Raw genomic sequence first — 22190 nt, 5'->3', positions numbered from 1 at the left:
AAGAGCAGCGTCACGGGCCCGGTAAAACGCCTTCGACGCCGCCTGGACGCGCAATGGGCACGCGCACCAGGCCCTGCGACATTCAATGGCGCGGGCGGGAGGGAAGATCAAGACGCTGGATGCGGCGGGGGATGGAACGCAGTGGGCCATGCATGATGCAGGCCGGTGACCGCCGACGGCGCTGGCCTCAGGCCTTTTCCATCGTGCAGAGCAGGGGATGCTGGTTCATGCGCGCATATTCGTTGACCTGCGCGACCTTGGTTTCGGCCACCTCGCGGGTGAACACCCCGCACACGCCACGACCGCGCGTGTGCACGTGGAGCATCACCTGGGTGGCGCGTTCCAGATCCAGGGTGAAGAACTGCTGCAGGACATCCACCACGAAATCCATGGGGGTGTAGTCGTCGTTGAGCAGCATGACCTGGTAGAACGGCGGCGGCGCGACCTCGGGGCGGGCCGCATCAAGCAGTACGCCGTGGTCGGAATGGGAATCGTGGGAGGGCTCGCGGGGCATCGGGATATTATAGTCGCCTGCCGCGGCGGATTGGACGCCGCGCCCCTGCCCCGGTCACAATCCGCCCACCGGCTCGCCGCCTCCCTACGTTGTTTTCACAGGACTCTCATGAAACGGACTGCTCTGCTCGCCCTCCTCCTGGCTGTCGCCGGCACGTCCACCGCGGCCGAGGCGGACAAGGCCGTCGGCCGCCAGCTGGAGAAGCTCGGTTTCAATTTCGAGGTGGATGAGGACGGCGATTACCGCATGGTGTTCGATCTGGACAATGACCGCACGCAGCTGGTGTACGTACGCTCGGCGGTCGAGGAATTCGGCAGCCACGCCGTACGCGAGGTCTGGTCGCCGGGTTACACCAGCGCCACCGACGCGCTGCCGGTGGCGGTGGCCAACCGGCTGCTGGAAGACGCCCAGGACGCCAAGCTCGGCGGATGGGTGAAGCAGCAGCGCACGGCCATGTTCGTGGTCAAGGTGGATGCGAAGGCCAGCGCGGACCAGCTCAACGATGCGATCGATGCCGCCACCCGCACCGCCGATGCGATGGAGCTGGAACTCACCGGCAAGGATGAGCTCTGAGGTGAGTACACCGTCGCCACGCTGGACGCCGCATGTCACCGTCGCCACCGTGGTGATGGACGAAGCGGGCCGCGTTCTGCTGGTGGAAGAGCGCATCGACGGCAAGGCCGTACTGAACCAGCCCGCCGGCCACCTGGAGCCGGGCGAAAGCCTGGCCGAGGCGGCCGTGCGCGAGACGCGGGAAGAGACCGGCTGGGACGTCGAGCTGACCGCCTTCATCGGCTGCTACCAGTGGCAGGCCCCGGACGGCACCGCGTTCCTGCGTTTCAGCTATGCCGCGCGCACGCTGGCGCATTATCCGTCGCGCCCCCTGGACACCGGGATAGAGCGCGCGTTGTGGATGGCCCCGGACGCGCTCCGCAGCGCGGCCACGCCGCTGCGCAGCCCCCTGGTATGGCAGGTCGTGGCCGACTATCTGGGTGGCCAGCGTTACCCGCTGGCGCTGGTGCGGGAGCTCGCATGAGCACGCCACGGGTGATGGTCGGCGTGTCCGGTGGCGTGGATTCGTCGGTTGCCGCGTGGCGCCTGGTGCAGCAGGGCGAGCCGGTCGCGGGGCTGTTCATGCAGAACTGGGCCGAGGACGGCAGCGGCGATTGCCGCGCCGAGGATGATCGGCGCGACGCCGTAGCGGTATGCGGCCTGCTGGGCATTCCGTTCCACTTCCGGGACTTTTCCAGCGAGTACTGGCAGGGCGTGTTCCAGCATTTCCTCGACGAGTACGCCGCCGGCCGCACGCCCAATCCGGACGTGCTGTGCAACCGCGAAGTGAAGTTCAAGCATTTCCTGGACGCCGCGCGCGAGCTGGGGGCCGAACGCATCGCCACCGGGCATTACGCCCGCGTGGTCCAGCAGGGCGGGCAGTGGCGGCTGCTGCGCGGGGCCGACCACTCCAAGGACCAGAGCTATTTCCTGCACCAGCTGGGCCAGGCGCAGCTGGCAGCCACCCTGTTCCCGATCGGCGACCTCGACAAGAGCGACCTGCGCCGCATGGCGCGGGATGCGCGCCTGCCGACCCATGCCAAAAAGGATTCGACCGGGATCTGCTTCATCGGCGAACGTGACTTTCGCGAGTTCCTCGGCCGCTATCTGCCGGCGCGCGAAGGCCGCATCGTCGACCCGCAGGGCGTGGACATCGCCCGCCACCCCGGGGTGTTCTATTTCACCCTGGGCCAGCGCGAAGGCCTGAACATCGGCGGCGTGCGGGGGCGGCCAGCCGCGCCGTGGTACGTGGTCGGCAAGGATATCGCCAGCAACACCCTGTACGTGGACCAGGACCGCGACAGCCCCTACCTGCAGTCCACGCAGCTGCTCAGCGAGCGCGCGCACTGGATCGCCGGAACGCCGCCGGCCCGTCATTTTGAATGTACGGCGCAGACCCGTTACCGTCAGTCCGATGAACCGTGCAAGGTCACGGTCAACGACGACGGCAGCGTGCAGGTGGTGTTCGCCCGCCCGCAACGTGCCGTCACCCCCGGCCAGTCCCTGGTGCTGTACGACGGCGAGGTCTGTCTGGGCGGTGCCGTGATCGCGGCCACCGACGCCCCCCTGGAACAGCGCCTGCGCGCGCTCCCCTCCCCCTTCGAGGTATCTGCTGCATGAGTTTCACTGTCGACGACCGCGTCCTCGCCCTTGCCGGCATCGCCCAGGCCCTGCAGCAGGTGCGCCGCATCGCCGATACTGGGCACTCCGATGCGGCCGCAGTGCGCACGGCCATGGACAGCGTGTTCCGCATCGACGCGGCATCGCCACAGGCCGTGTACGGCGGCGTGGACGCAGTGAAGCCGGGGCTGCGCCTGCTGCACAACTACTTCCGCAACCAGGGCCAGGATCCCATCCTGCCCAAGCTGGCGCTGGCCGTGCTGCAGCTGGAGCGTCGTTTCGTCAGCGAGCCGGACACCATCGAGCGCGTGGCGCAGGGCGTGGCCCGCGCTGCCGCCGAGGCCCGGCGCCTGGAGGACAGCGCGCATCCGGACGTGCTGGCAACCGTCGGCGGCATCTACGCCGATACCATCAGCCACCTCAAACCGCGGGTCATGGTGCAGGGCAACCCGCACTATCTCGGCCAGCCGGGCGTGGTCGCGGAAATCCGTGCGCTGCTGCTGGCGGCCGTGCGTTCGGCGGTGCTCTGGCGCCAGCTGGGCGGCGGTTACTGGGATTTCCTGTTCGGTCGCAAGGCCATGGTCGAGGCGATCGACCGCGCACTGCGCTGAGCCCACCCAGCACCCGCCGTCCGCGGGGCGAGGCCCGCAGCCAGCGCGCGCCTGAACGTGCGTGCGCCGCCCTGCGGGGGCGCTAAAGAGAATCGGGGTACGGCCGATACATCAACCGTGCACCTCCCGAGAACGTCCATGTACTCACGCATCATCATCCGTCTGGCCGCACCCCTGGTGCTGACCCTGCTGCTCCCCCTGGCGTTCGCGCTGGACTGGCCCGCCGCGCTGCGCTGGGCCGTGCTGACCACGATGACCCTCAGCTGGCTGGGCTTCGCCTGGTGGTCAACCCGTGCACAGGCACAGCGTTCACCCGAACACACCCGCATCCTGCGCGAGCAGGACCAGCTGCTCACCGAACTGCGCAGCTTCGTCGGCACCGAGATCGACGGTTCGCGCAGCGAGATCGAACGCGCCCGCGATCTGATCCGGCAGGCCGTGGCCGGCCTGGGCGGCAGTTTCGACGCGATGAACCGCAAGTCGCGGCAGCAGAACCAGGCGCTGGCCCGCATCGTCGACCGCGCCGGAGAAGACGGCCCGGCCGGGCTGGACGTGGCCCGCTTCGCCCAGCACGCCAGCCACCAGATGGAACAGCTGGTGGAGGCCCTCGAGCAGGTCAGCGGCCAGAGCAGCAACACCGTGCAGCACATCGACCAGATGGCGCAGCACCTGGATGGCATCTTCGCGCTGCTGGAAGACGTCAAGTCCATTGCCGATCAGACCAACCTGCTGGCACTGAACGCGGCCATCGAAGCGGCACGTGCCGGCGAGGCCGGTCGTGGCTTTGCGGTGGTGGCCGACGAGGTACGCAATCTCTCCGAACGCTCGACCACGTTCAACGAGCAGATCCGCAAGCTGGCCCACAGCTCCAAGGACGCCATCGCCAAGGTGCGCGAGACCGTCTCCCACATGGCGTCGCGTGACATGGACCGCTCCCGCGAGGCGCGCCACGAGGCGGCTGCCATGGTGGACAGCGTGGCCCAGATCAATGCGTCGCTCGGCGATGGCATGCGCGAGGTCTCCGAGTGTGCCCGCGCCATCGACGCCAGCGTGGCCGAAGCGGTGCGCGCGCTGCAGTTCGAGGACATCGCCACGCAGTCCCTGGGCGGCGTGCATGTGCACCTGGATCGCCTGACTGCGATCAACCGCGAAGCCATGAGCCTGCAGGAACTGCTGCACCGCAATGGCGGCGTGATGGATGAAGAGATGGTGGTGGCGCTGCAGCGCACCGGTTCGCGCCTGCGCGAAATGCGCGTGGAATGGGAACGTCCGCCGCACAAGCCGGTGGCCCAGCAGAGCATGGGTGCCGGGACAGTCGAGCTGTTCTGACCGGTGGATTCGAATGTCGCCCGCCGTGTGCAAAGCCCCGACCTGCTCGGGGCCTTTGCATGTCCGGAGGGGCGCGATGTCTCCCTTGACCCGCTGCGTGTGGTCCCTGCCCCGCCCGCGCGGGCAGCCACGCCCCCCCGGGTTTCGGCGGGCGCACAGTTGGCACAGCTCGAAGCGCTGGCACGGCGCGAGCTGGCAGAGCTTCAAGCAGCCGCGTCCGCGCCGGACGCCTCGCCCGGCATGGACCCGGCGCTGGCGAGCCTGGCGTGGGATCTCGGGCTGGACGTCTCGCTGATCGGCTGAGCCGGCCCGCGCAGCACCGGGGGCTGGCCCGCAACGGGATTGGCAGGCGGCACGGCACTGGGCCGGGCCTGGCGACACGATCGGCAGCGGATGGGGCGGCCGGGCAACGCCCGGCATCACCTGCGGGCGCCCACCGGGCGCCCGGCGTCAGGACAGTACGGGGGCGTCGAGGCGACTCATCTGGATGCCCTGGCGCAGCCAGCTCGCCAGGTCACGCGGCACCAGGGGACGTGAGTACAGGTAGCCCTGGATCTCGTCGCAGCCCTGCCGGCGCAGCATGTCCTCTTCCTGTGCGGTCTCCACGCCTTCGGCCACCACTTTCATGCCGAGCGCGTGGCCCAGATGCACGATGGCCTGGGTCACCTCGGCGGTGCCGCTATCGTGCAGCATGCCCTGCACGAAACTGCGATCGATCTTCAGGCGCCCCACCGGGAACCGGTTGAGGTAATGCAGGTTGGAGAATCCGGTGCCGAAATCATCCACCGCCAATGGCACGCGATGGCGGTCCAGCACTTCGAAGCAGTGCCGCAGGACCTCGGTGTCCTGGATCAGCGCCGACTCGGTCAGTTCCAGTTCCAGGCGCGTAGGCGAAAGGCCCTGTGCGTGGCAGATCTCGATCACCCGCTCGGCGAAACCGCGCTCGCGCAGCTGCACCGCCGACACGTTCACCGCGATGCGATCGAACACCAGTCCGGCGCGATCCCACGCCGCGGCCTGGCGGCACGCCTCGTTGAGCACCCAATCACCGATCCGCACGATCTCACCGCACTTTTCAGCGATGGGAATGAACTCCGCCGGACTGCAGTAACCGCTGCCCGGCCGATGCCAGCGCAGCAACGCTTCGATGGCCGGTGGCTCGTCGGCGTCGGTGTGCATCAGCGGCTGGTACACCAGACTGAACTCCTCGCGCTCGATCGCGCCCAGCAGGGCCTGCTCAAGCTCCAGGCGGCGCTGGATGCGGCTCAGCGCGTCCTGGCTGTAATACTGGTAGGTGTTACGTCCTGCTTCCTTTGCCGCGTGCATGGCCGCATCGGCGGCGCGCAGCAGCGTCTCGAAATCTTCGCGCCCCTCTTCCATGAAGGCGATGCCGACGCTTGCGCCGACCTTGAGCGTGGAATCACCGCGCTGCAGCGGCTGGCCAAGCGAAGCGATCAGCTTGCGCGCTACATGCCCGGCATCTTCGGGCTCGGCCAGGTCGCGCAGTACGACGATGAACTCATCGCCACTGAAACGTCCGAACAGATCACTGTTGCGCAGCCCCTGGTGCAGGCGCGCGGCCGCGGACTTCAGCAGCGTATCGCCGGTGGCGTGGCCGAACGTATCGTTGATGGTCTTGAAACCGTCCAGATCGATGAACAGCATGGCCAGCGCGGTGCCACGATCGCGCGCCTCGGCGATGGCCTCGGCAGTCTGCTCGCGCAGCAGCATGCGGTTGGGCAGGCCGGTCAGCAGATCGTAATGAGCCAGCAGTTCGATGCGCTCGTTGGCCTCACGCTCGCGGGTGATGTCACGGAACAGCACCACAAAGCGCGCCGGCAGGCCGTCGCGGCGGTCGAGCTCGACCAGCACCTGGACCCACACGCGCACCCCGGACTGCCGATAGAAGCACAGGTCCAGCTGCTCGGGCAGGCCGCCTTCGGCGATGCGTGCCAGGGCGGCCTCCAGGGCCGAGCGCGATTCATCCGTGTACATGGCCAGCACCTGGTCCAGCGTGACCGGCTCCTTGCGCAGGCCATGGATGCGGTAGCACTCCTCGGTCCATTGCATCTGCCGGCTGCCGACTTCGATCTCGGCGCCACCGATGCGGCCGAGGGCGGAGATCCGGTTGAGCAGCTCGGTGCGCCAGCGGATCAGCGCATCGGTCTGGTGCTGCTCGCTGATGTTCTGCACCTGCCCGAGCACGCGCTGCACGCGGCCGTCGGCGTCCTGCAGGGGCTGCATCCAGACGCGCAGCTGCATCGGGGCAGCGCCGTACGCGCCGCGCAGTTCCAGTTCAAGATGCGTCGGCCGGCCGTCACGGCCGAGACGGCGCCAGGCCAGCCGCAGCGCGCCGCGTGAGCGCGCTGGCACGCGACGCAGCCAGTTCCGCGCCTGGCCCGGAGTGGACAGGCCTCCGCCGAGCAGCGCGAGCAGTTCAGGAGACCACCGGAAGACGCGGCTGTGCGGATCCCAGGACCAGCTGCCCATGCTGGCGATGCGCTGCGCTTCGGAAAGATGCAGCTGTTGTTCCTGGAGCCGGGCCTCCAGCTGTTTCTGTTGTTCGATATCGGTGTGGGTGCCGACCATCCGCAGGGCCTGGCCATCGGCGGTGCGGGTGACCACCCGGCCGCGGTCCAGGACCCAGCGCCAGCCGCCATCGGCCTGGCGGGCCCGGAACTCGGCGCTGTACTGCGCGGTTTCGCCCAGCAGGTGCGACTGCACGGCGGCGCGGACCGCCGGACGGTCCTCGGGATGGACCCGGTCCAGCAGTGCACCGCCCGCCTCCTGCAGCTCGCCACTGCCACCCAGCCGCGGCGAGCGCAGGATCTGGTCATTGCCCACGTTCCAGTCCCACAGCCCGTGGCCGGCGCTTTCCAGTGCCAGCTCCCAGCCTTCGCCGGAATGGCCCGCGGCCGGCTCCGGGACGCTCAGCGTGAAGGCCGTCAGGTGACCGTCCTCATCGTGCACAGCGCGCAGCCAGCCATCGTGGCGGCCTTGCGGACCGCCGGGGAGGCTGCATGGCACGGTGCCCCCGTCGGCGGCGAGCAGGCGCATGTCTTCGAGCAGGTCGCGGTAGGCGGTGGCTGCCTGCGGCAACTGGTACTGCCGGGCCACCGGGTTGGCGGCCAGCGGGCGCCCTTCCCGATCAAGAATGACCAGTGCCGAAGCGAGCGGATGCTGCAACAGGCTGGCGATGATCCCTTGGTTCACGCGGTGTGCTCCGGTAACGCTCCCGACAGCCGGGAACGAAATCGTTAGCGGCCTGCCGGACGGATTATTGAGGGCCTGCGCACCGGGGGTGCAACCCGCGCGGTACTATGCGTCGACAGATCCTCCCGCACGCGAACGCCGTCCCGTCTCCCATGTCCCCGGAATCGAACGCCGACGTGTCACGCCCCGATACCCGCCTGCTTGCCCGGATGCTGCGCCGTGACCGGCGCCGCGTCGTCCTGGCTTTCCTGCTGCTGGCCGTGGCCTGGATCGCCAGCACCGACCTGGCCGTGCAGGCGCTGGTTCCCGACCCGCACACCGCTGCCTGGTGGCAGAGCGCCAAGGGGCTGTTCTTCGTGGCCGCCAGCGCGCTGGTGCTGTACCTGCTGCTGCGTCCGCTCGGCGCGCACGTGCTGCAGGCACATGACCTGCTGGCGGCGTCGGACACCCGGCACCGGCAGGTGTTCGTGGGCAACCCGGGGCCGATCCTGGTGTATGACCTGCACAGTGCCGAGATCCTGGACGTCAATCCTGCGGCCTGCGCGATGTTCGGCTGGGAGCGTCCGGAGCTGCTGGGTCGTTCGATCGAGGCGCTGTGGCCGTCCGAGGGCGTTGAAGCGCTGCAGCGCAGGCTCGAACAGCTGCGTGAGCGACCCGACCAGACCTGCGTGCTGCGCGCCCAGCTGCAGTTGCGCGATGGCCGCCTGCGGCAGATGGAACTGCGCAGCAACGCACTGGACTACGATGGCCGTGAGGCGCGGCTGCTGATCGTCATCGATCGCACCGCCGAGGACGAGGCGCTGCAGCGCCGCGACCAGGCGCTGGCACGCCTGGAAGAAGCGCACGAACTGGCCCGGATCGGTGCCTGGGAGGTCGACCCGGCCACGGGCGAAGGCCGCTACGCACCGCAGGTGTATGCCCTGCTCGGCCACCGCGCGCCCGGCACGGTCCGCTGGCACCCCTTTGGCGACCTGCTGGTCCCGGCCGACACGGCCACTGCCGGCCTGACCAGCCAGCTGCTGGATGCCATCGGATCGGGCGAGCCGGTGCATCTGGATGTGCTGTTGCCCCTGCGTGCCGCCGACGGGCGCGCCGTGATGGTGCACCTGCGTGCCGAGAGCGGCGTCGACGAGGCCGGTCGGCCACGCGTGCTCGGCACGCTGCAGGACGTGACCGAGCGCGAGCAGTCGCGACGGCTGCTGCGCGAGCGCGAAGACCAGTTCCGCGAGCTGGTGCGCGTGCTGCCCGATGGCGTGGTGATCCTTGCAGCCGAACACGTGCTGTATGCCAACGCGTTCGCGGTGGACCTGTTCGGCCATGGGGGCCAGAGCCTGCTGGGTGAACCGCTGCAGGGGCTGTTGCCGGACAGCGGGTTGCGGCACCTGCGGCAGCTGCTGCAGGGTCCTGCGGCGGCGCGCGATGGCCACTCCCTGGTGCTGGAGATGCAGCGCCGCGACGGGCGCCGCTTCCAGGCCGGGATCGTGCTGGGTGACGTGCGCTACGGGGGCCGCGACTGCCAGCTGCTCATCGTGCGCGACCTCAGCGAAAGCGAACGCACCCGCGATGCGCTGGAGCGCAGCAACCGCGAACTGCAGGCCATGGCAGGACGCCTGTTCTCGCTGCAGGAAGACGAGCGCCGCGCGATCTCGCGCGACCTGCACGACGACATCGGCCAGGCCATCACCGCGATGAAGCTCTCGGCGTGGGCGGCCCTGGATGAGGACGACCCGGTGCGGCGCGCGGAAGATCTCCAGCAGATCGTGACCCTGGCCGATTCCAGCGTGGCCAAGCTGCGCGATCTTTCCACACTGCTGCGACCGCCCCAGCTGGATGCGCTCGGACTGGAAGCCGCGCTGCGCTGGCAGGCCGGGGTGCTGTTCCGCGCCTCGCCGGTGGAGCTGCTGGCGCGCATCGACAGCCTGCCGCGCCGGCCGGCCAACGACATCGAACAGGCCTGTTTCCGCATCGCACAGGAAAGCCTGACCAATGCGCTGCGGCACGCGCGTGCCAGCCAGGTCGAGCTGGTGCTGCGCGACCAGCACGGTGAAGGCCTGTGCCTGCAGATCCACGATGATGGCGAAGGCTTCGACCCGGACGGACCGCGCGGCCTTGGCCTGATCGTGATGCGCGAGCGTGCGCAGAGCGTGGGCGGGCAGCTGCGGATCGAATCGGCACACGGCGAAGGCACGTGCGTGTCGGTCCATCTCCCCTACCAGGCCGGCGCCACGCCGGCCCACGACCTGGAACGCTGAGTGCACATGTGGAATACGAGCCTGCCGCTGGCCCCGATCGACCAGGCACCCGAGCGCTTGGGTGCTGCAAATCCGGAGCTGCAGGCGATGGTCGGCGAAGCCGCTTCCGGTGGCACGCCGATGATGCTCATGCACGTGGACATCGACCATTTCGCGTCGGTGAACGAAAACATGAGCGCCGAGGTCGGCGACCAGGCCCTGGTCCTGATCGCCCAACGCCTGAGCGGCTGGCTGCGCGGGCGTGGCAAGCTGTGGCGGCATGGCAGCGACGAGTTCCTGCTGGCCGTGCCGCGTGGCCCCGAGGTGCCGCTGCCGGAAGACCTGGCCGAGGAAATCCGCCAGCAGCTCGAACTTCCGCTCTCGGTGCTGCCCTATACGCTCTTCATGACCGGCAAGGTCGGCGTGAGCCTGTGCCCGGAACATGCGGGCACGGCCACGCGGCTGCTCGATCACGCCGAGGACGCGCTGCACCAGGCCGCGCGCGAGGGCGGCAATGCGGTGCGCATCCACGCGCTGGACATGCCGCCCAGCGCGCACAGCGAAAGCATCATCGCGCGCCAGATCATCGATGCCATTCCAAATGGCGAACTCAAGCTGCGCTACCAGCCGCTGGTGAGCGCGCGCGATGGCCATGTGGTCGGCATGGAAGCGCTGCTGCGCTGGCAGTCGCCGACGCTGGGCATGCTGGTGCCGGAGCGATTTATGCGCACCGCCGAGCGGCTCGGGATCATCGTGCAGATCGGCACCTGGGTGCTGGAAGGTGCGCTCCGGCAGGCACGGCTGTGGCGCGACCAGGGGTTCGACGATTTCACCATCGCGGTCAATGTGTCCACCCTGCAGTTGCTGCGACCGAACTTCTTCGCCGAGGTCATCGAGCTGATCCGCGTGACCGGTGTGCCGGCGGCGATGCTGACGCTGGAGATCAACGAAAGCGCGCTGACCAACAACGTGAATTTCGTGCACGAAACCCTGGTCAACCTGCGCGACGAAGGCATCAGCCTGAGCCTGGACAACTTCGGCACCGGCGATTCGAGCCTGAGCGCGCTGGTGCGCTACCCGGTGGACAAGCTGAAGATCGACCGCAGTTTCATCAAGAGCGCCCCGGCGGGCAACCGCGAGGCGGCCATCGCCCGCGCCATCATCGCCATGGGTCACCAGCTGGGCATGACGGTGATCGCCAATGGCGTGGAGTCGCAGGCCCAGCTGGGCTTTCTGCGCCGCAACGACTGCGATGTGTTCCAGGGGTACCTGTTCGGTGAACCGATGTCGGCCGATGCGGCCGGCATGACGCTGCGCCGGCGCTACCTGCGCCCGGAGGCGTTCGCCGATACCCGCCCGGACCGCACGCTGCTGCTGCTGGACGATGAGGAGAACGTGCTGCGTTCACTGGTACGCCTGTTCCGCCGCGACGGCTACCGCATCCTGGCGGCCGGCAATGTGCGCGATGCGTTCGACCTGCTGGCGATCAACGATGTGCAGGTCATCCTGTCCGACCAGCGCATGAGCGACATGAGCGGCACCGAGTTCCTGGGCCGGGTGAAGATGCTCTACCCGGACACCATCCGGCTGGTGCTATCCGGTTACACGGATCTGAACACGGTGACCGATGCGATCAACCGGGGAGCGATCTACCGCTTCCTGACCAAGCCGTGGAACGATGATGAGCTGCGCAAGCACATCCACCAGGCCTTCCGTACGTACGAGGAGCAGCGGCGCAGCAACGGCGGCGCACTGCCGGCGGATCTGCTGGGCGCGGGCGCGCGGGGCGTGCCGCGCTGAGCTGCAGGGCGGCACCAGGGAGGTGCTGGCCGGGCCATGCCCGGCCTCGGCTCAGCGCGGCTGCTTGATCGGCAGCACCAGGCGGAAGGTTGAACCCACGCCCGGGGTGCTTTCCAGGTCGATCCGGCCGTTGTGCTTGTTGATGATGCTGTAGGAGATCGACAGTCCGAGCCCGGTGCCACTGCCCACCGGCTTGGTGGTGAAGAAGGGATCGAAGATGCGCTGGCGCAGTTCGGGTGAAATGCCGCCGCCGGTGTCCTGGAACTCGACCCATACGTACTCCCCGTCCACGCCCGAACGCACGGTGATCGTGCCGCGCTCGGCGATGGCATGGCCCGCGTTGAGCAGCAGGTTCATGTAGACCTGGTTGAGCTCCGAGGGCAGGCACTCCACCAGCGGCAGCTGTCCGAATTCGCGCTCCAGCACGACCTTGTACTTGAGCTCGTTCCAGATGATGTTGATCGTCGATTCAAGCCCGGCATGCAGGTCGACCAGCTTCCACGATTCATCGCGGCCGGAGTACGAGAAGTCCTTCAGGTCGCGCACGATGCGGGTCACCCGTTCAATGCCCTCGCGCGATTCGGCCATCAGCTGCGGCAGATCGCGGCTGATGAAATCGATGTCCAGCCGATCGCGGATGTCATCGATTTCCGGGATGAGGGCTTTTGGATCCGGTGCGCGCAGCGCACGCTCGTAGGCCTCGATCACGGTGAACAGGCTGCGCAGATACTCCTGCAGGCTGCCCAGGTTGGAATGCACATAACCGATGGGATTATTGATCTCATGGGCCACGCCGGCGGCAAGCTGGCCGATGGAGGCCATCTTCTCCGACTGCAGGAGCTTCTCCTGCGCGCCGTTGAGGCGCAGGTAGGCCTGGCGGAGTTCCGCGTGACGCTGCTGCAGTTCGCGTTCGTAATCCTCCTGGCCCTCGATCTGCCGGAACAGGCCGAGGTACCAGCCACGGCCCTCGTCACGCTGGTGGAAGATCTGCGCGATCACCACGGCTTCGGCCATCACCAGGCTGCCATTCCACTGGCCATGGTCGCGTGCCTGGGCCAGTGCGTCGGCCGGCAACAGGCTGCGGAGACGGCGCGCGGCACCGTCCTCATCATCGGCCTCCCCGCCGAGCATGGCCTGCACCGCGGGGTTGGCCAACAGCGTGCGGTCATCATCGGCGAACAGCAGCAGCCCCTCGCGGAGGGGTGCGACCAGCGCCTGCAGCACCGGCTGCGGCGGAAGGAGGACGGTCGGGAGAGGCGTGGCAGTCACGGTGGATCCGGCAGCAGAAACAGTGCCGTCACTATACGACAGACCCTTCCCTGCCTCCCCTGCGCTGCGCGGCGTCCACACCGCGCGGGGGGCCGCACAGGGCGGCGGCCGGCACGGTCAGGCGACGGCGAGCGGACGCCCGGCGCGGGCCTGGTGGGCCTGTCCGCGGCTGTCGTAGGCCGGTGCGTCTTCACTGCGGCCGAGCTGGCGCAACGCCCAGTTCACTTCGCGACGGCGGCGGGCGAGCAGCACCCCGTTGGCGCGGTTGCGCTCGGCCAGCGCCTGCAGCGCCTCGGCCTGGCCCACCGGAGGGGCCCCTTCCAGGGTACGCAGGGCGTCGAGCTTGGCACCGGTGGCGCGGATGAGCGCATGCACATCGTGTTCGGTCAGCGCCTGCCGTTCGGCATCCAGCGCATCGCTCAGGCGTTGCATGGGCTCGCTCATGGGCGTGCTCATCCCAGCAGCTGCTGGTCCAGCTCGAGCATGCGCGAGGCGATCGCTTCGGGGTTGATGCGGTAGGTGCCGTTCTGCAACGACTCTTTGACCGCCTGCACGCGCTGGGCATCGATCGCCGGCGCACGTTCAAGCGCCTGCAGGTTGGTGGCCTCGGCGGTCAGGGTGAGACGGTCGGGGCCGGCCACGGGCGTTGCCGGGGCGTCGGTGCCGACGCTGGCCTTGTTGGCGGGCACCAGCGTGCGCAGGGCCTGGGCCTGTGCTGCCTGGCTGGTGCCGTCGATTTTCTGGCTCATGAGTAGTCCTCGGAGTTGCCGTACACGAAGGATAACGGCCCGTCGGCCATGACCTTTAGGGTTTTTTTGTCGCCCGCCATCAACGCGTCACAAAAACGTCGCCGCTGGCGGCCACCGTCCCCTGCACGATCTTGCGCGAGGCGAGGTTTTCCACAGAGACGCGCTCGTCCTGGCCCGCATCGCCCAGTGCCCGGCCCGCCACGCGGACCTCCACCGAACCGCGGCGGGAGACCAGCGCGACACTGTCACCGCGCTTGACCAGCCGCTGCGCGACCAGGTCCGAGGCGGCGACCAGGCTGCCGGCCTGCAGCGGCCGACGGGCCACCCGACCCACGGCCTGGGCTGGATCGGCCAGCACGGCGCCGGCGATGCGGGCGGCATCACGGCGCGCCGTACTGATATCGGCAGCGGAGAGGGCTTCTCCAGCGGCGATGCCGCGGGTCAGCACGAGGACCGATTGCTCACGGCGCACCTTGACCGGCACGAACAGCCGCCAGCCGCCGGCATCCGGACAGCTCACTTCCACCGTGGTGTTGGCCGTGGCCTGGGCCGCCAACGGCTGGCCGCAGGCCGGCAGGCGCATCGCATCGGCCACCACGGCTTCGCCCTGTGCATCAGCGGCCAGCAGTGACAACGCGGCGGCGCGGATCTCCTGCACCGGCTGCCACTGCGGCGTGGCGAAGGCCGGCAGCACGGCGATGGACAGGCACACGAGGGCCTGCCAGCGCAGGCGCGCAGTGCGCGTGACGGCCCGACAGGCGGTAGAAGGCGGGAAGCGTGACGACGGGGTCCGGCGGGGCATGGGCAGTCGCATGAATGAGGCCTGCCCGTCCCGGTGCAAGCGCCGTGCCAGCGCCTGCGGCCGGGCGCCCTCAAGTTGCGCACCGGAGCAGCCGATACAGAGTCCATGTCACATGACCTGCTCAACCGCATCGACCAGCGCACCCGGCTGGCTGGCCACAACCGCCTGGCGCTGCTGCTGTTCCGCCTCGGCGGCCGCCAGCTTTTTGGCGTGAACGTCTTCAAGGTGCAGGAAGTCCTGCGCCGGCCCGAGCTGTTCCAGGTGCCGGGCCTGCCGACGGAGTTTTCCGGCGTCGCCGACGTGCGCGGCCGTTCGGTGCCGGTGCTGGACCTCGGCGAGGCCATCGGCCACCCCGAGCGCGAAGGCGGCGGCGGACCCGGCTATCTCGTGGTGACCGAGTTCAACCGTTCCATCCAGGGCTTCCTGGTCAGCGGCGTGGAGCGCATCGTCAACATCGCGGTGCAGGACATCCACCCGCCACCGGAACTGGGGGCCGAATCGAGCTACCTGACCGCGGTGACGCGCTTCCAGGGCGAGCTGATCCAGGTGATCGACGTGGAGAGCGTACTGGCCGACATCGCGCAGGTCCGCGGAGAGGCGGTCATCGACCCTGCCCTGGCCATGCCGGCCGACGCTCCCCAGCTGCAGGTGCTGGTGGTGGACGATTCGCGCGTGGCGCGCCAGCAGATCCGCAGCGTGCTGGACCAGCTGGGGGTGGGCGCCACCCTCCTTTCCGATGGCAAGCAGGCGCTGGAGCACCTGCTGCAGATCCATGCCTCGGGCGAAAACCCGGCCGAGCGCTACGCGATGGTGATTTCCGATATCGAAATGCCGGCGATGGACGGCTATACGCTGACCACCGAGATCCGCCGCCACCCGGGGCTTTCGGGTCTGTACGTCCTGCTGCACACCTCCCTGTCCGGTGTGTTCAACAACGCGATGGTGGAGCGCGTGGGGGCCAACGCCTTCGTCGCCAAGTACTCCCCGCACGAGCTGGCGGACTTCGTGCTTGATCGCCTGCGGCGGGTCGCCGAAGCGGCCTGACCCCCTGCCCGGCCGGCGTTCCGGCCGAGCCGCCGATCGCGCCCGGCCCGACGCCGGACGCGGTGTGGCACGCGCCTTGCAACCTCCCCGGCAACGTCCCGTGGGAGCGCGCCATGCCCAACCTCATCTCCGATTATCTCGGCCTGCACGCGCAGGCGATGCCGCTGCGCGAGCAGCGCATGAAGATCATCGCCAGCAACCTCAGCAACGCCGATACGCCGGGGTACAAGGCGCAGGACCTGGATTTCGAGGCCGCCCTGCGCAGTGCCCAGGGACAGACCGGTGCCGGGCTGATGACCACCACGCATGAGCAGCACCACGCGCTCAATCCCGGCCTGAACCCGTTCCAGATCGACAAGACCGGCGTGCAGCCCAGCCTGGACGGCAATACCGTCGACCCCGATGCCGAGCGTGCCGCCTACGGCCGCGCTGCCCTGGAATACCGGGCCTCCCTGCGATTCGTCGAGGGCAAGGTGAGCTCGATGATGACCGCGATCACCGGACAGTAAGCCATGAGCAATCTCCCGATCTTCGATATCGCCGGTTCCGCGCTGCAGGCGCAGTCGGTCCGCATGAGCACCCTGGCCTCCAACCTGGCCAACACCGATTCGGTGGCCGGCTCGCCGCAGGCGGTCTACAAGCCGTTGGAGCCGATCTTCCAGGCTGTCACCAGCCGCACCGATCCCAATGTCACCACGGTGCAGGTGAAGCAGATCAACCAGAGCGAGGCGGCGCCGATCAAGCGCTACGAGCCCGGCCATCCGCTCGCCGATGGTGACGGGTACATCTACCAGGCCGACATCGATCCGGTGGCGCAGATGGTCAACCTGATCTCCACCTCGCGCAATTACCAGGCCGGTGTCGAAATGCTGGGCACCGCCAAGGAACTGGCGCTGGCCACCCTGACCATGGGCCGCTGACCGCGCGCTCCCGAGGAAACCGCATGAGCACGATCTCCAGTCAATCCAGCCAGGACGTCTATTCGGCGCTGGGACTCACCGCGCCCAACAGCGCGGCGGCAACAAAGAAGGACACGCTGGGACAGGCCGATTTCCTGCGCCTGATGACCGAGCAGCTGCAGCACCAGGATCCCCTCAAGCCGATGGACAACACCCAGATGGTCGCGCAGATGGCGCAGATGTCGACCGTGCAGGGCATCACCGACCTCAACACGACGGTGAAAGGGTTCCAGTCCTCGATGGCCGGCGACCAGGTGCTGCGCGGTGCCGCCCTCGTCGGGCACGACGTGCTGGTGCCTTCGGAAAAGATGGTGCTGGGTGCGGAAGGCGGAGCCAGCGGCGTGGTCGCCGCGCCGTCGGCCGGCTTCGTCACCGTGGATGTCACCGATGCGAACGGGATGAAGGTCGCGCAGATCAGCGTGGAAGCCAAGGCGGCGGGCGAGACCGGGTTCGACTGGGACGGCAAGGACAGCAATGGCAACCGCCTGCCACCCGGCGATTACCGGCTGGCGGCGACCCACAGCGATGCCGCCGGCACCCAGACCAAGCTTTCCACCTATGTCCAGGCGCCGGTGGAAAGCGTGACGGTCGGATCCGATGGCCTGTACCTCAACCTCAAGGGGCTCGGCACGGCCCCGATCGACTACGTGCTGCGCGTCAGCTGAGCACGTCCCTCCCTCCTTTCCAGAGAACGCCGTCATGAGCTTCAGCACCTCCCTGTCCGGCATCAAGGCCGCCAACACCGATCTGGGCGTCACCGCCAACAACGTGGCCAACGTCAACACGACGGGCTTCAAGGAATCGCGCGCTGAGTTCGCCGATCTGTTCGCGGCGACCAGCTACGGGCTGTCGCGCAACCAGACCGGCACCGGCACGCGGGTCACCAATGTGGCCCAGCAGTTTATCCAGGGTGCCAACCAGCAGACCGGACGCGGGCTGGACATGGCGATCTCCGGCGAAGGCTTCTTCACCATGAGCATGAACGGAGCGCCGGCCTACTCGCGTGCCGGCAACTTCCAGACCGACGCCGCCGGTTACGTGGTCAACCCGCAGGGCGCGCGCCTGCAGGCGTTCGCCGCCAACGCCGATGGCACCAGCTTCGACGTGGGCCGCATGGGCGATCTGCGCCTGCTGACCACCGACAGTGCGCCGAAGCAGACCAGCGAGGTACAGATCGCCTTCACCCTGCCCGCCAACGCCAACGTGCCCAAGGTGACTCCGTTCGACCCGGCCGATTCCAACAGTTACAGCCAGTCCAGCGGGGGCATCACCGTGTACGACTCGCTGGGCGTGAGCCACACCCAGACCTCCTACTTCGTCAAGACCGCCGTGCCGAACCAGTGGGAAGTGCACAATTACGTGGACGGCCAGAATGCCGGCGGTACCGTGACCCTGCAGTTCGATGACAACGGCTCGCTGACCTCGCCGGCCAACGGACGCATCGCGCTCGATCCGATCGTGCCGGTGACCGGCGCCGGTGCGATCAACCTCAGCCTGGACGTGAGCGGTTCGACCCAGTACGGCGAGAAGTTCGCCCTGCGCAACACGCAGCAGGACGGTTATGCGGCGGGCAAGCTCAACGAGATCAGCGTGTCCGAGAACGGCATCGTCTACGCGCGCTACACCAACGGCGATGACCGCCCGCTGGGCCAGGTGGCGCTGACCACCTTCAACAACCAGCAGGGCCTGCAGCCGAAGGGCGACAACATGTGGGTCGAGACCTTCGATTCCGGCACGGCGCGCACCGGCGCACCGGACACCGGAAGCCTTGGCAAGATCCAGGCCGGCGCACTGGAATCGTCCACCGTCGATCTCACCGAGCAGCTGGTCAACATGATCGTCGCGCAGCGCAACTTCCAGGCCAACGCGCAGATGATCACCACCCAGGACCAGGTCACCCAGGCCGTCATCAACATCCGTTGATGAGCTGCTGACCGTCCACCGGAGCAAGTGACATGGACAAGGCCCTCTATGTGGCGATGACCGGCGCGCGCGCCTCGCTGCAGGCGCAGTCGACCGCCTCGCACAACATCGCCAATACCGATACACCCGGCTTCAAGGAAGCGCTGGCCAACACCGAAGCGTTTCCCGTCCGGGGCGAAGGGTTTGCCTCGCGGGTGGACGCCCTGCACGTCGACGCAGGCTTCAACCGCCGCGTCGGCGCGCAGCAGATCACCGGCAATCCGCTGGATCTTTCCCTGCGGGCCGGCAACTGGCTGGCCGTGCAGCCGCCGGGCAACGGTGGCGAAGCGTATACGCGTGGCGCCGCGCTGGCACTGACGCCCAATGGCCAGCTGGTGACCGCCGGCGGGCATGCGGTGCTGGACGAAAACAACAACCCAATCGCCATTCCGCCGCACCAGGCGATGGAGATCGGCAACGATGGCACCATCTCAATCGTCCCGCTCGGTGAGGGCCCGCAGACGATGGCGGTGATCGGACGCATCCGCGTGGTGGCCGCTCCGGATGAGCGCCTGGAGCGCGGACTGGACGGACTGTTCCGCAACACCGATCCGCAACAGCCGTTCGTGCAGGCGCAGGGGGCCTCGATGGAGAGTGGCCAGCTGGAAGGCAGCAATGTGAACGTGGCCACCGCGCTGGTCCAGATGATCCAGCTGCAGCGCCAGTACGAAATGCAGGTCAAGGTGATCAAGCACGGCGATGAGAACGCGCGCAGTGCCAATGCCCTGTTGCGGCTCAACGGCTGAGCGCGGTCCAGCGCCGCAGCCGCCGGTGCACCCGGTGACGTAACCCCGGCGCGGCCCATCTGGCACGCCGCTTGCAGTTCTCCTCCTGCCAGCCCGCGCAACCCGTCGGGCCACCGCCACCGGGCCCGCACGGCCGCGACGCCCAGCAGAGGAACCAACGATGAACCAGGCATTGTGGATCGCCAAGACCGGCCTCGACGCGCAGCAGACGCGCATGTCGGTCGTGTCCAACAACCTCGCCAACACCAACACCACCGGCTTCAAGCAGGACCGGGCCAGCTTCGAAGACCTGCTCTACCAGCAGGTCCGCCAGCCTGGCGGTGCCTCGTCGGCGCAGACGCAGCTGCCGACCGGCCTGCAGCTGGGCACCGGCGTACGCGTGGTCGCCACCGCCAAGAACTTCGAACAGGGCAGCCAACAGCAGACCGGTCGCGCGATGGACGTGATGGTCAATGGCCGCGGCTTCTTCGAAGTCTCCCTGCCCGATGGCAGCTCGGCCTATACCCGCGACGGCTCGTTCAAGGTCAACCAGGACGGCCAGCTGGTCACCAACAGCGGTTACCCGGTGCAGCCGGGCATCCAGATTCCAGAGGGTGCACAGACGCTGACCATCGGCAACGACGGTACCGTCAGCGTGAAGATGGCCGACGACGCTGCCACCGTGGAGATCGGCGCGCTCACGCTGACCGACTTCATCAACCCGGCCGGCCTGCAGTCGCGCGGCGAGAACCTGTACCTGGAAACCACCGCATCGGGCCCGGCGCAGAACGGCAACCCCGGCCTCAACGGCCTGGGCAATGTGGTGCAGGGCGCGCTGGAAGGCAGCAACGTCAACGTGGTGGAGGAGCTGGTCTCGATGATCGAAACCCAGCGTGCCTACGAGATGAACGCCAAGGCGATCTCCACCACCGACTCGATGCTGGGTTATCTCAACAACAACGTCTGATCGGCACTTTCCGGATGACTGCCATGCCCGTGTTGCCCTCCCTTGCCCGCCCCGCCATCGCCTGCGCCCTCTCCGGCCTGCTGGGTGGTTGCGTGATCGCCGGCGATGTCCGCCCCTACCCCGCCATGGCGACGCTGCAGCCGATCGTTCCGGCGCAGGGCCAGCCCACCGCGGGTGCGATCTACGCCGCCGGCCCCTCGCTCAATCTCTACGGTGACCGGCGCGCGCGCGATGTCGGTGACCTGCTGACCATCACCCTGTCCGAGAACACCCAGGCGCAGACCACGGCCAACACCGCCACCAAGAAGGAGTCCGAGCTGGCGATCGGGACGCCGACGATCTTCGGCGCGCCGGTGACGCTGGGTGGCCGGGACATCCTCGGCGCCAGTGCCAACGGATCACGCGACTTCACGGGCCGCGGCAGCAGCGCGCAGAGCAACCGGCTGCAGGGCAACGTCACCGTCACCGTGATCCAGCGCATGCCCAACGGCAACCTGGTCGTGCAGGGGCAGAAGAACCTGCGCCTGAACCAGGGCGACGAGCTGGTGCAGGTGCAGGGCATCGTGCGCCCCGGCGACATCAGCCAGGACAACACCGTGCCGTCCAGCCGCGTGGCCGAAGCCCGCATCGTGTATGGCGGTCGCGGCGCGGTGGCGCAGTCCAACGCGCAGGGCTGGCTGAGCCGCTTCTTCAATTCCGCCCTGTCGCCGTTCTGAGCCTGCCGCCATGACCCTCACGCTTCCGCGTCTTCTTTCCCTTGCGCTGCTCGGCCTGCTCGGTGCTGCCCTGCCCGCGCACGCCGAGCGCATCAAGGACCTGGCCCAGGTCGGTGGCGTGCGCGGCAACGCGCTGGTCGGCTACGGGCTGGTGGTCGGCCTGGATGGCAGCGGCGACCGCACCAGCCAGGCCCCTTTCACCGTGCAGAGCCTGAAGAACCTGCTCGGCGAGCTTGGCGTGAACGTGCCAGCCAACGTCAATCCACAGCTGAAGAACGTCGCGGCGGTGGCGATCCACGCCGAACTGCCGCCGTTCGCCAAGCCGGGCCAGCCGATCGACATCACCGTCTCGTCCATCGGCAATGCGGTTTCGCTGCGCGGCGGCTCGCTGTTGATGGCCCCGTTGAAGGGCGCCGACGGCCAGGTGTATGCCGTGGCACAGGGCAGCCTGATCGTCGGTGGCTTCGGCGCGCAGGGCCGTGACGGCTCACGGGTCTCGGTCAACGTGCCGAGCGTGGGCCGGATTCCCAACGGCGCGACCGTCGAGCGCGCCCTGCCCGATGTCTTCGGCAGTGCCGGGGAAATCACCCTGAACCTGCACAACAACGATTTCACCACCGTCTCGCGCATGGTCGCCGCGCTGAACAACGCCTTCGGCGACGGCGTGGCCCGTGCGGTCGATGGGGTGACCGTCTCGGTCCAGGCGCCGACCGATCCCGGCGCGCGCATCGGCCTGCTGGCTCGCATCGAGAACCTGGAGCTTTCCCCGGGCAGCGCACCGGCCAAGGTGGTGGTCAATTCGCGCACGGGTACGGTGGTCATCGGCCAGCAGGTCCGCGTCGGTGCGGCGGCCATCTCGCACGGTTCGCTCACCGTCACCATCCAGGAAGGCACCGCCGTCAGTCAGCCCAACGCCCTGGCCGGGGGCCAGACCGTGGTGGCGCCGCAATCCACGGTGACGGCCTCGGCCGATGGCAGCCGCATGTTCAAGTTCGAGGGCGGCACCTCGCTGGATGAGATCGTGCACGCGGTCAACGCCGTCGGTGCCGCGCCCGGCGATCTGATCGCGATCCTCGAAGCCCTCAAGCAGGCCGGTGCCCTGAGCGCCGAGCTCGAGGTGATCTGAC

23 protein-coding genes are annotated in these 22190 nt (G+C 68.3%); 17 read left to right on the top strand and 6 right to left on the bottom strand.

Features of this window, described 5'->3' with window-relative positions; all coding sequences use genetic code 11:
* Positions 1–187: 187 nt before the first annotated feature.
* Complete coding sequence (gene clpS, locus FHY09_RS11740; RefSeq protein WP_166927069.1) at positions 188–514, bottom strand: ATP-dependent Clp protease adapter ClpS; 327 nt, start codon at positions 512–514, stop codon at positions 188–190.
* A 108-nt stretch (positions 515–622) separates the two neighbouring features.
* On the opposite strand from clpS, the gene FHY09_RS11735 reads away from it, so the two are divergent.
* From FHY09_RS11735 to FHY09_RS11710, 6 genes are all read left to right on the top strand, one after another.
* Positions 623–1087, top strand: coding sequence for a hypothetical protein (locus FHY09_RS11735; RefSeq protein WP_166927068.1), 465 nt, complete (start codon positions 623–625; stop codon positions 1085–1087).
* A 1-nt stretch (position 1088) separates the two neighbouring features.
* A complete protein-coding gene (locus FHY09_RS11730) occupies positions 1089–1550 on the top strand; it encodes an NUDIX hydrolase (RefSeq protein ID WP_456362791.1) in 462 nt (153 codons plus the stop codon).
* On the top strand, positions 1547–2686 hold the full coding sequence (gene mnmA, locus FHY09_RS11725; protein ID WP_166927066.1) for a tRNA 2-thiouridine(34) synthase MnmA: 1140 nt from the start codon (positions 1547–1549) through the stop codon (positions 2684–2686). Before FHY09_RS11730 ends, mnmA begins: the two co-directional genes overlap by 4 nt.
* Positions 2683–3297, top strand: coding sequence for a high frequency lysogenization protein HflD (gene hflD, locus FHY09_RS11720; protein ID WP_166927065.1), 615 nt, complete (start codon positions 2683–2685; stop codon positions 3295–3297). The genes mnmA and hflD overlap by 4 nt, the downstream gene beginning before the upstream one ends.
* A gap of 138 nt (positions 3298–3435) precedes the next feature.
* A complete protein-coding gene (locus tag FHY09_RS11715; protein WP_166927064.1) occupies positions 3436–4626 on the top strand; it encodes a methyl-accepting chemotaxis protein in 1191 nt (396 codons plus the stop codon).
* 159 nt (positions 4627–4785) lie between these two features.
* A complete protein-coding gene (locus FHY09_RS11710; protein ID WP_166927063.1) occupies positions 4786–4929 on the top strand; it encodes a hypothetical protein in 144 nt (47 codons plus the stop codon).
* A gap of 147 nt (positions 4930–5076) precedes the next feature.
* On the opposite strand, the gene FHY09_RS11705 is transcribed toward FHY09_RS11710, so the two are convergent.
* Positions 5077–7839, bottom strand: a complete 2763-nt coding sequence (locus FHY09_RS11705) for an EAL domain-containing protein (protein WP_166927062.1) — start codon at positions 7837–7839, stop codon at positions 5077–5079.
* A gap of 152 nt (positions 7840–7991) precedes the next feature.
* On the opposite strand from FHY09_RS11705, the gene FHY09_RS11700 reads away from it, so the two are divergent.
* Together FHY09_RS11700 and FHY09_RS11695 are read left to right on the top strand one after the other, a co-directional pair.
* Entirely contained in the window at positions 7992–10091 is a 2100-nt protein-coding gene (locus FHY09_RS11700) for a PAS domain S-box protein (RefSeq protein WP_166927061.1), read from the top strand.
* Positions 10092–10097: 6 nt separating this feature from the next.
* Positions 10098–11870, top strand: coding sequence for an EAL domain-containing protein (locus FHY09_RS11695; protein WP_166927060.1), 1773 nt, complete (start codon positions 10098–10100; stop codon positions 11868–11870).
* A 51-nt stretch (positions 11871–11921) separates the two neighbouring features.
* Here FHY09_RS11695 and FHY09_RS11690 read toward each other — a convergent pair whose 3' ends face one another.
* The 4 genes from FHY09_RS11690 to flgA form a co-directional block, all read right to left on the bottom strand.
* The gene (locus tag FHY09_RS11690; protein ID WP_166927059.1) at positions 11922–13139 is read right to left on the bottom strand and encodes an ATP-binding protein; all 1218 of its coding nucleotides are present in this window, start codon (positions 13137–13139) and stop codon (positions 11922–11924) included.
* A 117-nt stretch (positions 13140–13256) separates the two neighbouring features.
* Positions 13257–13595 carry a flagellar protein FlgN gene (locus tag FHY09_RS11685; protein WP_166927058.1) on the bottom strand — a complete coding sequence of 113 codons (339 nt, stop codon included), beginning with the start codon at positions 13593–13595 and terminating at the stop codon, positions 13257–13259.
* The gene (gene flgM / locus FHY09_RS11680; RefSeq protein ID WP_166927057.1) at positions 13592–13888 is read right to left on the bottom strand and encodes a flagellar biosynthesis anti-sigma factor FlgM; all 297 of its coding nucleotides are present in this window, start codon (positions 13886–13888) and stop codon (positions 13592–13594) included. Before flgM ends, FHY09_RS11685 begins: the two co-directional genes overlap by 4 nt.
* A 79-nt stretch (positions 13889–13967) precedes the next feature.
* The gene (flgA, locus tag FHY09_RS11675) at positions 13968–14618 is read right to left on the bottom strand and encodes a flagellar basal body P-ring formation chaperone FlgA (RefSeq protein ID WP_166927213.1); all 651 of its coding nucleotides are present in this window, start codon (positions 14616–14618) and stop codon (positions 13968–13970) included.
* Positions 14619–14795: 177 nt separating this feature from the next.
* Here flgA and FHY09_RS11670 point away from each other — a divergent pair, with 177 nt between their 5' ends.
* The 9 genes from FHY09_RS11670 (at position 14796) to FHY09_RS11630 (ending at position 22189) form a co-directional block, all read left to right on the top strand.
* Positions 14796–15734, top strand: a complete 939-nt coding sequence (locus tag FHY09_RS11670) for a chemotaxis protein (RefSeq protein WP_166927056.1) — start codon at positions 14796–14798, stop codon at positions 15732–15734.
* A gap of 113 nt (positions 15735–15847) precedes the next feature.
* Positions 15848–16243 (top strand): flagellar basal body rod protein FlgB, encoded by a 396-nt coding sequence (gene flgB / locus FHY09_RS11665; RefSeq protein WP_166927055.1) that lies wholly within the window; start codon positions 15848–15850, stop codon positions 16241–16243.
* A 3-nt stretch (positions 16244–16246) separates the two neighbouring features.
* A complete protein-coding gene (flgC, locus tag FHY09_RS11660) occupies positions 16247–16654 on the top strand; it encodes a flagellar basal body rod protein FlgC (protein ID WP_166927054.1) in 408 nt (135 codons plus the stop codon).
* A gap of 23 nt (positions 16655–16677) precedes the next feature.
* On the top strand, positions 16678–17358 hold the full coding sequence (locus FHY09_RS11655; RefSeq protein WP_166927053.1) for a flagellar hook assembly protein FlgD: 681 nt from the start codon (positions 16678–16680) through the stop codon (positions 17356–17358).
* A gap of 34 nt (positions 17359–17392) precedes the next feature.
* Positions 17393–18616, top strand: coding sequence for a flagellar hook protein FlgE (gene flgE / locus FHY09_RS11650; protein ID WP_166927052.1), 1224 nt, complete (start codon positions 17393–17395; stop codon positions 18614–18616).
* A gap of 32 nt (positions 18617–18648) precedes the next feature.
* The gene (locus tag FHY09_RS11645) at positions 18649–19401 is read left to right on the top strand and encodes a flagellar basal body rod protein FlgF (protein ID WP_166927051.1); all 753 of its coding nucleotides are present in this window, start codon (positions 18649–18651) and stop codon (positions 19399–19401) included.
* Positions 19402–19561: 160 nt separating this feature from the next.
* Positions 19562–20347 (top strand): flagellar basal-body rod protein FlgG, encoded by a 786-nt coding sequence (gene flgG / locus FHY09_RS11640; protein WP_166927050.1) that lies wholly within the window; start codon positions 19562–19564, stop codon positions 20345–20347.
* Between the two features lie 23 nt (positions 20348–20370).
* Positions 20371–21063, top strand: a complete 693-nt coding sequence (gene flgH, locus FHY09_RS11635; protein ID WP_166927049.1) for a flagellar basal body L-ring protein FlgH — start codon at positions 20371–20373, stop codon at positions 21061–21063.
* A gap of 10 nt (positions 21064–21073) precedes the next feature.
* Complete coding sequence (locus tag FHY09_RS11630; RefSeq protein ID WP_166927048.1) at positions 21074–22189, top strand: flagellar basal body P-ring protein FlgI; 1116 nt, start codon at positions 21074–21076, stop codon at positions 22187–22189.
* The last annotated feature ends 1 nt before the right edge of the window (position 22190 follow it).

Source organism: Xanthomonas sp. 60, assembly GCF_011761925.1.
The sequence above is the reverse complement of the archived record's forward strand: the minus strand, read 5'-3'. Positions and strand labels throughout refer to the sequence as shown.